This is a genomic window from Tabrizicola sp., assembly GCF_041919135.1.
Lineage (GTDB): Bacteria > Pseudomonadota > Alphaproteobacteria > Rhodobacterales > Rhodobacteraceae > Tabrizicola.
In genome coordinates this window covers 19,802-30,283 of record NZ_JAYRUJ010000029.1, presented here as the reverse complement: position 1 = coordinate 30,283, position 10,482 = coordinate 19,802, and the positions used below count along the sequence as shown (strand labels likewise).

Genomic DNA, 10,482 nt, shown 5'->3' with positions numbered 1-10,482 from the left:
GCAAGCTCAAGCAGTTCCGAAAGATCGCAACCAGATACGAAAAAACCGCGACCAACTACCTGGCCGCCGTCCTTCTCGTCTGCTCAAGACTATGGACCCGCGCTTATGAGTCCGCAGCCTAGCCCGACACCCCCTTCGCGCGAAGGGCGCGCCCCGGCCCCGAGGCGCGCGCTTCTGTCATCTTGCGGGGCATTTTCTGCCCTTGCGCCAAAGTCATGCATTGCGACGCGGCAGTTGCGGGGCTAAGACAACGGGACAAGAGAGCCGGGCAGTCCGTCATGCGGGCTGCCCTTAGGCATAAATTACGACCAAAGCGGGAGCAGCCCATGGCGGACGCAGCCATTCACGGCCACGAGCATGACAGACGCGGGTTCTTCACCCGCTGGTTCATGTCGACCAACCACAAGGACATCGGCATCCTCTACCTGTTCGCAGGCGGGATCGTCGGTCTGATCTCGGTCATCTTCACCGTCTACATGCGGCTGGAGCTGATGCATCCGGGCGTCCAGTACATGTGCCAGGAGGGCCTGCGCCTTATCGCCGATGCGACCGCGACCTGCACGCCGAACGGGCATATCTGGAACGTGACCGTCACCTACCACGGCATCCTGATGATGTTCTTCGTGGTCATCCCGGCGCTGTTCGGCGGCTTCGGCAACTACCTGATGCCGCTGCAGATCGGGGCGCCGGACATGGCCTTCCCGCGGATGAACAACCTGTCGTTCTGGCTTTACATCGCCGGCACCTCGCTGGGCGTGGCCTCGATGCTGGCGCCGGGCGGCGGTGGCGATCTGGGCACCGGCGCGGGCGTGGGCTGGGTCCTGTATCCGCCGCTGACCACCACGGCCGAGGGCGGCTATGCGATGGACCTGGCGATCTTCGCCGTCCACCTGTCGGGCGCCTCGTCGATCCTGGGCGCGATCAACATGATCACGACCTTCCTGAACATGCGCGCCCCCGGCATGACGCTGCACAAGGTGCCGCTCTTCGCCTGGTCGATCTTCGTCACCGCCTGGATGATCCTTCTCGCCCTGCCCGTCCTGGCCGGCGCGATCACCATGCTCTTGACCGACCGCAACTTCGGCACCACCTTCTTCACCCCCTCGGGTGGCGGTGACCCGATCCTTTATCAGCACATCCTGTGGTTCTTCGGCCACCCCGAGGTCTACATCATCATCATCCCGGCCTTCGGGATCGTCAGCCACGTCATCTCGACCTTCGCCAAGAAGCCGATCTTCGGCTATCTGCCGATGGTCTATGCGATGGTGGCGATCGGCGTGCTGGGCTTCCTGGTCTGGGCGCACCACATGTTCACCGTCGGCATGTCGCTGACCCAGCAGTCCTACTTCATGCTGGCGACCATGGTGATCGCGGTGCCGACCGGCATCAAGATCTTCTCCTGGATCGCGACGATGTGGGGCGGCTCGGTCGAGTTCAAGACCCCGATGCTCTGGGCCTTCGGCTTCCTGTTCCTGTTCACCGTCGGTGGCGTGACCGGGATCGTCGTCAGCCAGGCCCCGGTGGACCGCGCCTACCACGACACCTATTATGTCGTCGCGCATTTCCACTATGTGATGTCGCTCGGCGCGCTGTTCGGGATCTTCGCCGGGATCTACTTCTGGTTCGGCAAGATGTCGGGCCGGCAATATCCGGAATGGGCGGGCAAGCTGCACTTCTGGATCATGTTCATCGGCGCGAACATCACCTTCTTCCCGCAGCACTTCCTGGGCCGCCAGGGCATGCCGCGCCGCTACATCGACTATCCCGAGGCCTTCGCCTACTGGAACTGGTTCTCCTCGGTCGGTGCCTTCATCTCCTTCGCCGGCTTCCTGTTCTTCATCGGCATCATGGTCTACAGCCTGCTCTGGGGCCGCCGGATCACCGAGAACAACTACTGGAACGAATACGCCGACACGCTGGAATGGACCCTGCCCTGCCCGCCGCCCGAACACACGTTCGAGCAGCTTCCCAAGCGCGAGGACTGGGACCGCAGCCACGCCCACTGAGGCAGCCGAAAGCGACAGAAGGCCCCGGGAAACCCCGGGGCCTTTTTTCTTTCGCGCGATTCCCTCTCGCCGGGCGCGGCGATCCCCCTTTTCCCGGCCCGAGCCGCGGCTAGAATGATTCCATGCCCTATGAATGGCTCCCCCCCGAAGGCGGCGAGGACCGCCTGCAGCTCTGGCCGCACCGCTCGCTGGACCAGCGCGGCTTCGTCTGGTTCATCGGCATGACCGCCGCGCTGATCGCGGCGCCGCTGCTCGGCATCCTCGGCAATCCGGTACTCTGGGTGCTTCTGCCCTTCCTGATCGGCGCGGTCTGGTCGATCTGGTTCGCGCTGCGCAAGAACGGCCGCGACCGCGACATCGTCGAGGACCTGCACCTGTCGCGCGACCGCATCCAGCTGGTGCGCCACGGCCCGAAGGGGAAGCGGCAGGACTGGGAGGCCAACCCCTACTGGCTGCGCGTGACGCTGCACCCGACCGGCGGCCCGGTGCCGCACTACCTGACGCTGAAGGGCGAGGGCCGCGAGGTCGAGCTGGGCGCCTTCCTGTCGGAGGAGGAGCGCCTCATGCTGGGAGAGGAGCTGCAGGCCCGCCTGAACGCCCTGCGCTGACTTGACCGGGATCAAGGCGCAGGCGGCCTGACGGGGCGCATCCTGCCCGCATCCCTGGACAGGAGCCGGACATGAGCCCTTCCGCCCGCTGGACCCGCCCCGTCGCCATTGCCGCCGGCCTTTTCGGCCTGATGACCATCGTCAGCGGCGGCCTCGTGCTTTTCGGCCCGCCCGAGGCGCAGGCGGCCGCCGGACATGCCGTCCGCTTCGTGGTCGTCTTCAACTTCGCCGCCGGTTTCGCCTATCTGGCCGGGGCCTGGGCGCTGGTCGTCCGCCACCCCGCCGCGCGCGGGATCGCCCTGGCCATCGGGCTGGCGACCCTGGCGGTGTTCGCCGCCTTCATCGTGACCGCGCTGTCCGGCACCCCGGTCGAGTTGCGCACCGCGCTGGTCCTGCCGTTCCGCGCCGCGATCTGGCTGGCGATCGCCTGGCTGGCGGGCCGCGCCACCTGACCCGAGCGCCCGGAGCCGCGGCGCCGCGGCTCTGGGACGGGATCACTGGACCGGGATCATCAGATGCGCATAGGGCGTGCCGGGCCACATGACATAGGGCATCGAGGTGTCCGGATCAGCCGTATCGGGATAGCCCGCCATCATGCCGGTCGCGTTCAGCACCATCACATGCGGGCCGGTCGTGACCCAATGGTTGCCCTCCTCGGGGCCGGCGGCAAAGGGATCGGTGTTGCTGCTGTCGCTGCCCCCGGACAGCATGTACATGAACCCGACCTTGCCCGCCGGCGGGTCGGTCTTGCCCATCCAGGCCTGCGCCCATTCCAGCGCATTCGCATCGCCGCACATCGGATCTGGCCCGGGCGATGCGGGATTGTCCGCCATGCACCACCAGCCGTTCGTGCCTTCGCGGACGGTCATCATCATCCCGCTTTCGTCGAAGCCATAGATCGTGGCACCCGACGCCAGCGCGGCCGGAGCGGCCGATTCCGCACTCTTGATCACCTCCGCATCCTGCCCGAGGGCCGGGCCGGACAGACCTCCCACCACACACAGCGACACAAGCATCACGCGTATTGTCATCGCCAACCTCCCTGAAATGGAGAGGTTTCCCGCGGTGCCGGACGTGGGTCTGGGTCGGCGGTGGCAAGACGGTCGGGCTGTCCTGAAGAACGGGCAAGTCCGGCCCCCGCACATCGGGCGGCCGATACCGGCACAACACTGGAAACCCCGGAATGCCCCCGGCCAAAGGAAGGCCGGAGACCATATGTACATTATCACGAATGTGAGCGTTTCGCCAGCCGGCGGGCCTCTGTCGGCCTAACCAAGCCGCGCCTTGACCAGCGCCCCCACCGCGCCGAAATCCATCTGGCCGGTATGGCGCGCCTTGAGCGCGGCCATCACCTTGCCCACGTCGCGGATGCTGGCGGCCCCGGTCTCGGCCACCGCCGCATCCACCGCTGCCGCGACCTCCTCCGCGTCCAGCTGGCGCGGCAGGAACTCCTGGATCACGCCGATTTCCGCCAGTTCCTTCTCGGCCAGCTCCAGCCGCCCGCCTTCCTCGTAGGCGCGGGCGGATTCCAGGCGCTGTTTCACCATCTTGCCCATGATCTGCAGGATCTCGGCCTCGCCGACCTCGCCCGCCTCGCCCTCGCCGCGCAGGGCGATCTCGCGGTCCTTGATGGCGGCGTTGATCAGGCGCAGCGTGGACAGCCGGTCGGCCTCCTTGGCCTTCATGGCCTCCTTGAGGGCCGTCTGCAGACGGTCGCGCAAAAGCATGGTCGGACTTTCCGATTGTTTCCCCAAGCTTGCGACAATACTCTGATCGGCTGCGGACCGCAACCATGGCGGATTTTGCCAAGCCATTGATTTCGTTTTAAAATCCTTTTCGCATCCACCCTTGACCCTGCGCCCCCCGCCCCTTAGGTTCCGCGCAATTTGCCCATAGGAGAGTCGCCCATGCCTGCGCAGCAGAAGCCAACCGCCTGCCTTGCTCTCGCCGATGGCACGGTCTTCTACGGCCAGGGCTTCGGCGCCACGGGCGAAACGGTGGCGGAACTCGTCTTCAACACCGCGATGACGGGGTATCAGGAGATCATGACCGACCCCTCCTATGCGGGCCAGGTCGTGACCTTCACCTTCCCCCATATCGGCAACACCGGCATCACGCCCGAGGATGACGAGACCGCCACCCCCGCCGCCGCCGGCATGGTGGTGAAATGGGACCCGACCGAGCCGTCGAACTGGCGCGCGACCGGCGAGTTGACCCAGTGGCTGACGAAGATCGGCCGCATCGGCATCGGCGGCATCGACACCCGCAGGCTGACCCGGGCGATCCGCCAGCAGGGCGCGCCGCATGTCACGCTGGCGCATGACCCCGAGGGCCGCTTCGACATCGAGAAGCTGGTCGCCAAGGCCCGCGCCTGGAAGGGTCTCGTCGGGCTTGATCTGGCCAAGGACGTGACCTGCGCGCAAAGCTACCGCTGGGACGAGAAGCGTTGGGCCTGGCCCGAAGGCTATACCCGGCGCGAGGGGCCCGGCTTCCGCGTCGTCGCCGTGGACTACGGCGCCAAGCGCAACATCCTGCGCTGCCTGGTGTCCGTGGGCTGCGAGGTCACCGTCCTTCCCGCCAATGCCACCGCCGAGGAGGTCCTGGCCCACAACCCCGAGGGCGTGTTCCTCTCGAACGGCCCCGGCGATCCGGCCGCGACCGGCGAATATGCCGTGCCGATGATCCAGGGCGTGCTGGCGAAGGACCTGCCCTTGTTCGGCATCTGCCTTGGCCACCAGATGCTGGCGCTGGCCCTTGGCGCCAGGACCCGCAAGATGAACCACGGCCACCACGGCGCGAACCACCCGGTCAAGGACCTGACCACCGGCAAGGTCGAGATCACCTCGATGAACCACGGCTTCACCGTGGACGCCGACACCCTGCCGAAAGGCGTCAGCGAGACGCATGTCTCGCTCTTCGACGGCACCAACTGCGGCCTCGCGGTGGATGGCAGGCCGGTCTACTCGGTCCAGTATCACCCCGAGGCCTCGCCCGGACCGCAGGACAGCTTCTACCTGTTCGAGAATTTCGCCAGGGCGATGCAGGCCCGCCGCGGCTGAAGCGGATTAACCGGCCGTTAACCCGGCGCGCGCAGGATGCGGGGCATGACGCTTGCCCTGCGCCCCTCTTTGCATGCCGACCGGCCCGCCCCGCAGCGGCGGCTGGCCATGGGCGCCTCGCTGCTGCACGCGGGCGTCGTCGGGCCCGAGGATCTGGTGATGGCCCTCGCCCACCGGGGGCGTGAGGCCGGGCGCCTGCCCGATGTCCTGCGCGCCCGCGGCCTGGTGGAGGAGGGCGACCTCCTCGCGGCCGAGGCGCGGAACCGCGGCATGGGTCTCGTCGATCCGCTGGCCGATCCGCCCGATGCCCGCCTGATTGCGGCGCTGGGTCCGGCCGATTGCCTGCGGCTTGGCCTTGTCCCCTGGCGGCGGGCGGGGGATGTGACGGTCGTCGCCACCTCGCGCCCGGCGGAATTTCCGCGCCTGCGCGACTGGCTGACCGCGCGGCTGGGCCCGGTCTGCGCCGCACTGGCCTCTCCCCGCGCGGTGGAGGAGGCGATCCACGCCATCGCCGGCCCCGCGCTCGCCCTGGCCGCCGAAAGCCGGGTCGCCGAAGCGGAAAGCTGCCGCGCCTGGCCGCATCTGCGCCGCTCTCCCCGCAGCATGGCCGCGCTGGCGCTGCTCGCCACCCTGGCGCTTGCGCAGCCCACGGGCTTCGGACTGGGCCTCCTCGCCTTCTTCGCCGTCACCCTCGTCCTGCTCGTCGGCCTGAAACTCGCGGCCCTGCTCGCCGCCCTGACCCGCAGGCCGACTCCCGTGACCCCGCCCGGCAGCGGCATCAATCCGATCATCAGTATCATCGTGGCGCTCTACCGCGAAAGCGACATCGCCCCCCGCCTCGTCGCCCGCCTTGCCCGGCTCGACTACCCCGAGGAATTGCTCGACGTCCTCCTCGTGGTCGAGGAGGACGACCGCATGACTCGCGACGCGCTGGCCGCTTCCGAACTGCCGGAATGGATGCGCGTGATCACCGTTCCGCGCGGCAGCGTGAAGACCAAGCCCCGCGCGCTGAACCATGCACTGGTCTACGCAAGGGGCGCGATCGTGGGCGTCTATGATGCCGAGGACGCGCCGGACCCCGACCAGCTGACCCGCGTGGTGGCGCAGTTCCAGCGTTCCGGCCCAGAGGTGGCCTGCCTGCAGGGGATGCTCGACTATTACAACCCCCGGACCAACTGGCTGAGCCGCTGCTTCACCATCGAATATGCCGGCTGGTTCCGCCTGATCCTGCCCGGCATCGCCCGGCTTGGACTGGTGGTCCCGCTCGGCGGCACGACACTCTTCTTCCGCCGCGCCGTGCTGGAGGAACTGGGCGCCTGGGATGCGCATAACGTGACCGAGGATGCGGATCTCGGCCTGCGCCTGGCGCGGCACGGCTACCGCACCGAAATCGTCGAGACCGTCACCGGCGAAGAGGCGAACTGCCGCGCCCTGCCCTGGATCAAGCAACGCTCGCGCTGGCAGAAGGGCTATATGATGACCTGGGCCGTCCACATGCGGGCGCCGGGCCTCCTGATGCGCCAGCTCGGCCCCTGGCGCTTCCTCGGCGTCCAGATCCTGATCCTGGGCTCGATCGTGCAATCGCTGCTCTCCCCCCTGGCCTGGACCTTCTGGCTGGTGCCGCTGGGCTTTGCGCATCCGCTGTTCGCGGCCCTGCCCGCGGCGGCGGTCTGGGCGATGACCGCGACCTTCCTCTTGTCGGATGCGGTCAACCTGGCCATCGGCATGATCGGGCTGCGCCGCAGCGGCCAGCGGATCGGCCTTCTCTGGGTCGTCACGACCAAGCTTTACTATCCGCTGGCCTCGCTCTCGGCCTACAAGGCCCTGATCGAACTCGCGACCCGCCCCTTCTACTGGGACAAGACCACGCATGGCCTGTTCGACCAGTCCGGCGGCCGCTGATCAGCGCAGCCGAAGCTCGCCCGAATCGACCCGCAGCCGGGTCTCGAAGGCCTTGCTGATATGCGACTTCAACGCCTGATAGGCCGCCTCGCCGTCGCCCGCCTCGATGGCGCGGACGATCTGGTCGTGCTCGTCCAGCGCCACCTCGTCCCGCCCCTCGGCCGCGAAGGAGGTGTTGGCCATCAGCGCCATGGACCGATGCACCAGATCCAGCTGCTGCACCAGGAATCGGTTGTGGCTGGCCAGGTGGATCTGCTTGTGGAACCGCTTGTTCGCGCGGGACAAGGCGCGCGGATCGCCGCCCAGCAGCCCCCGGTCCTCGGTCACCATGCTGCGCAGCACCCGCACCTCCTCGGGCGTGGCATGACGCGCGGCCAGCCGCGCCGCCAGACCCTCAAGCTCGGTCCGGACCGCGTAAAGCTCGGCCAGCTGGTTGTGGTCGAGGCTCGCCACGATCAGGCTGCGCCCGTCGCGCGTCAGCATCGCCTGGGTCTCCAGCCGCTGCAGGGCCTCGCGCACCGGGGTGCGGCTGACGCCCAGCCGCTCGGCCAGCTCGCTTTCGACCAGCCGGTCGCCCGGCTTGTAGACCCCGGCCTCGATCGCCTCCATGATCAGCGTATAGGCGTCTTTCTGCACCGCTCCGGCCCCTTTTCCCGTCCGCCGGACCCTATCCTGCCCGCCGCACCGCGATCAACCCTTCCAAAGGCCGCGCCCCGGGACTAGATCATGCGCATGATGCATCCCTTCTCCGGCGTCGCCACCTGGGTCTTCGACCTGGACAACACGCTCTACCCGCCGCACATGCGCCTTTTCGACCAGATCGAGGTCCGGATGACCGACTGGGTCATGCAGGCGCTGAAAGTCGACCGCGCCCGCGCCGACCATCTGCGCGCCTATTACTGGCAGACCTACGGCACCACCCTCGCCGGTTTGATGACCGAGCATGGCATCGATCCTGGCCCCTATCTGACCGATGTGCATGACATCGACTTCTCGGTCCTCGCCCCCGATCCCGCGCTTGCCGGTGCGATCGCCGACCTTCCCGGCCGCAAGATCGTCTATACCAACGGCTGCGCGCCCTATGCCGAAAAAGTCCTTCTGGCGCGGGGCCTTGGCGGCCTTTTCGATGCGGTCTACGGCGTCGAGCACGCCGATTTCCACCCCAAGCCCGAGGCCCGCGCCTTCGCGAAGGTCTTTTCCCGCGACGGGCTGGACCCGGCCGTCGCCGCCATGTTCGAGGATGACCTGCGCAACCTCGCCGTGCCGCACGAGCTTGGCATGCGCACCGTCCATGTCGCCCCCGCCGCCCAGCCTGCGCCGCATGTCCAGCACCATACCGACGACCTCGCGGGCTTCCTGCGGCGGCTGAAGGGGTGACGAAGCGTCACACTCCCTGACCTTTCCACATGCGCTATCCTGCGGGCTTCCCCCACAATCCAGGAGAGCCCGATGTCCAGCGAAGAAACCAGCCAGGGTGCCGCCACCACCCTCATCCTGATCGCGATCGCGCTGGTTGCCGCCGCCGTCGCCGTCTTCGCGATGGGCTTTCCGGCGCTGGTGCTGATCGCGCTGGCGCTGGTGCCGGTGATCTTCGTCCTGTTCTTCTGGACCACGCTGCCCTGACCCACTGGCCCTCGCCCCCGCCCCGGCCTATGCTTGCCGCCGGAGGCCCGAGATGCGCGAGACGACCGATATCCTGATTTCCGGCGGCGGCGTGGCGGGCCTGGCCGCCGCCTGCGCCCTCGGCACGGCCGGGTTCCGGGTGATCTGCGTCGACCCGGCCCCCCCGGTGACCAGCGCCGAGGCTGCGGGCGCCGATTTGCGCACCACCGCCTTCCTGCAACCTTCGCGCAGCGTGCTGGAGGGCGCGGGCCTCTGGTCCCGCCTCGCCCCGCATGCCGCGCCGCTGCAGGTCATGCGGATCATCGACGCCGGCGGCCCGACGCCCGAGGCGCGTCTGGTCACCGATTTCGACGCCGCCGACATTTCCGACGCGCCCTTCGGCTGGAACCTGCCGAACTGGCTCCTCCGGCGCGAGATGCTGGCGCGGATCGCCGAACTGCCGCAGGTCGGCCTGCGCAGCGGGGTGGGCTTCGCCCGCCTCCTGACCCGCGAGGCCGAGGCGATCGTCACCCTCAGCGACGGCTCCCGGATCGCCGCCCGCCTGGTGATCGGCGCCGACGGCCGCGACTCGCCACTGCGCGAGGCGCTGGGAATCGGTGCCCGCAGCTTCCGCTATGGCCAGAAGGCGCTGGCCTTCGCCGTCACTCATCCCCATCCGCATCGCAATGTCACGACCGAGGTGCACCGCTCCGGCGGCCCCTTCACCCTGGTCCCGCTGCCCGACCGCGACGGCAGCCCCGCCTCGGCCGTGGTCTGGATGGAAAGCGGCGCCGAGGTCGCGCGCCTCGCCGCGCTGCCGGTCCCGGAGTTCGAGGCCGAGATGACCGCCCGCTCCTCGGGCATCCTCGGGCCGCTGACGCTCGCCAGCCGCCGTTCGGTCTGGCCGATCATCAGCCGGATCGCCGACCGCATGTCGGGCCAGCGCACGGTCCTGATGGCCGAGGCCGCGCATGTCGTGCCCCCGATCGGCGCGCAGGGACTGAACATGAGCCTCGCCGACCTCGCCTGCCTGCTGGAGCTTGTCGGGAAACATCGGCAGGATCCCGGCCTTCCCGCCGTGACCGAGGCCTACCACCGCCGCCGCCATCGGGAGGTGCAGGCCCGCGTCACCGGGATCGACCTGTTGAACCGCGCCTCGATGGCCGGGGCGCAGCCGCTGCGCGACCTGCGGGCCAGGGCGCTCGACCTGATCTACGGCGCGCGGCCGGTGCGCCAGGCCCTGATGCGCGCCGGCCTGGGCGTCGGGCCCAAGGCCGAGGCAGCGGCCGGAGGCTGACCCCCGGC

Annotated in this window: 11 protein-coding genes and 1 pseudogene; 9 read left to right on the top strand and 3 right to left on the bottom strand. The window is 68.5% G+C overall.

Translation table 11 applies throughout. The annotated features are described in order from the left end of the window. From ACE3UA_RS16525 to ACE3UA_RS16510, 4 genes and pseudogenes are all read left to right on the top strand, one after another. Positions 1 to 122: pseudogene (locus ACE3UA_RS16525) on the top strand (IS5/IS1182 family transposase); the annotation flags it as partial. A gap of 204 nt (positions 123 to 326) precedes the next feature. Then, on the top strand, positions 327 to 2,006 hold the full coding sequence (ctaD, locus tag ACE3UA_RS16520; protein ID WP_374647074.1) for a cytochrome c oxidase subunit I: 1,680 nt from the start codon (positions 327 to 329) through the stop codon (positions 2,004 to 2,006). Between the two features lie 122 nt (positions 2,007 to 2,128). After that, on the top strand, positions 2,129 to 2,614 hold the full coding sequence (locus ACE3UA_RS16515; RefSeq protein WP_374647072.1) for a DUF2244 domain-containing protein: 486 nt from the start codon (positions 2,129 to 2,131) through the stop codon (positions 2,612 to 2,614). A 71-nt stretch (positions 2,615 to 2,685) separates the two neighbouring features. Next, entirely contained in the window at positions 2,686 to 3,066 is a 381-nt protein-coding gene (locus ACE3UA_RS16510) for a hypothetical protein (RefSeq protein ID WP_374647070.1), read from the top strand. Between the two features lie 42 nt (positions 3,067 to 3,108). Here the strand turns inward: ACE3UA_RS16510 and ACE3UA_RS16505 are convergent, their stop codons facing one another. Next, positions 3,109 to 3,645, bottom strand: a complete 537-nt coding sequence (locus ACE3UA_RS16505) for a hypothetical protein (protein WP_374647068.1) — start codon at positions 3,643 to 3,645, stop codon at positions 3,109 to 3,111. Positions 3,646 to 3,882: 237 nt separating this feature from the next. Beyond that, positions 3,883 to 4,341 (bottom strand): GatB/YqeY domain-containing protein, encoded by a 459-nt coding sequence (locus ACE3UA_RS16500; protein ID WP_374647066.1) that lies wholly within the window; start codon positions 4,339 to 4,341, stop codon positions 3,883 to 3,885. A gap of 180 nt (positions 4,342 to 4,521) precedes the next feature. On the opposite strand from ACE3UA_RS16500, the gene carA reads away from it, so the two are divergent. Further along, complete coding sequence (gene carA, locus ACE3UA_RS16495) at positions 4,522 to 5,673, top strand: glutamine-hydrolyzing carbamoyl-phosphate synthase small subunit (protein WP_374647064.1); 1,152 nt, start codon at positions 4,522 to 4,524, stop codon at positions 5,671 to 5,673. Positions 5,674 to 5,718: 45 nt separating this feature from the next. Continuing rightward, positions 5,719 to 7,575 (top strand): glycosyltransferase, encoded by a 1,857-nt coding sequence (locus ACE3UA_RS16490; protein WP_374647062.1) that lies wholly within the window; start codon positions 5,719 to 5,721, stop codon positions 7,573 to 7,575. Here ACE3UA_RS16490 and ACE3UA_RS16485 read toward each other — a convergent pair whose 3' ends face one another. After that, complete coding sequence (locus ACE3UA_RS16485; protein WP_197646732.1) at positions 7,576 to 8,211, bottom strand: GntR family transcriptional regulator; 636 nt, start codon at positions 8,209 to 8,211, stop codon at positions 7,576 to 7,578. 90 nt (positions 8,212 to 8,301) lie between these two features. Here ACE3UA_RS16485 and ACE3UA_RS16480 point away from each other — a divergent pair, with 90 nt between their 5' ends. From ACE3UA_RS16480 to ACE3UA_RS16470, 3 genes are all read left to right on the top strand, one after another. Continuing rightward, positions 8,302 to 8,952 (top strand): pyrimidine 5'-nucleotidase, encoded by a 651-nt coding sequence (locus ACE3UA_RS16480; RefSeq protein WP_374647060.1) that lies wholly within the window; start codon positions 8,302 to 8,304, stop codon positions 8,950 to 8,952. A gap of 72 nt (positions 8,953 to 9,024) precedes the next feature. Beyond that, entirely contained in the window at positions 9,025 to 9,198 is a 174-nt protein-coding gene (locus ACE3UA_RS16475) for a hypothetical protein (protein ID WP_197646728.1), read from the top strand. 52 nt (positions 9,199 to 9,250) lie between these two features. Then, positions 9,251 to 10,474: a UbiH/UbiF family hydroxylase gene (locus ACE3UA_RS16470; RefSeq protein ID WP_374647058.1), complete on the top strand. Its 1,224-nt coding sequence runs from the start codon at positions 9,251 to 9,253 to the stop codon at positions 10,472 to 10,474. Positions 10,475 to 10,482 lie beyond the last annotated feature (8 nt).

What these genes read in the sequence shown, in the direction of transcription:
- ACE3UA_RS16475 (WP_197646728.1), top strand. Translation starts at nt 9,025, where the DNA reads ATGTCCAGCGAAGAAACCAGCCAGGGTGCCGCCACCACCCTCATCCTG.
- ACE3UA_RS16470 (WP_374647058.1), top strand. Translation starts at nt 9,251, where the DNA reads ATGCGCGAGACGACCGATATCCTGATTTCCGGCGGCGGCGTGGCGGGC.
- ctaD (WP_374647074.1), top strand. Translation starts at nt 327, where the DNA reads ATGGCGGACGCAGCCATTCACGGCCACGAGCATGACAGACGCGGGTTC.
- ACE3UA_RS16505 (WP_374647068.1), bottom strand. Translation starts at nt 3,645, where the DNA reads ATGACAATACGCGTGATGCTTGTGTCGCTGTGTGTGGTGGGAGGTCTG.
- ACE3UA_RS16500 (WP_374647066.1), bottom strand. Translation starts at nt 4,341, where the DNA reads ATGCTTTTGCGCGACCGTCTGCAGACGGCCCTCAAGGAGGCCATGAAG.
- ACE3UA_RS16515 (WP_374647072.1), top strand. Translation starts at nt 2,129, where the DNA reads ATGCCCTATGAATGGCTCCCCCCCGAAGGCGGCGAGGACCGCCTGCAG.
- carA (WP_374647064.1), top strand. Translation starts at nt 4,522, where the DNA reads ATGCCTGCGCAGCAGAAGCCAACCGCCTGCCTTGCTCTCGCCGATGGC.
- ACE3UA_RS16490 (WP_374647062.1), top strand. Translation starts at nt 5,719, where the DNA reads ATGACGCTTGCCCTGCGCCCCTCTTTGCATGCCGACCGGCCCGCCCCG.
- ACE3UA_RS16510 (WP_374647070.1), top strand. Translation starts at nt 2,686, where the DNA reads ATGAGCCCTTCCGCCCGCTGGACCCGCCCCGTCGCCATTGCCGCCGGC.
- ACE3UA_RS16480 (WP_374647060.1), top strand. Translation starts at nt 8,302, where the DNA reads ATGCGCATGATGCATCCCTTCTCCGGCGTCGCCACCTGGGTCTTCGAC.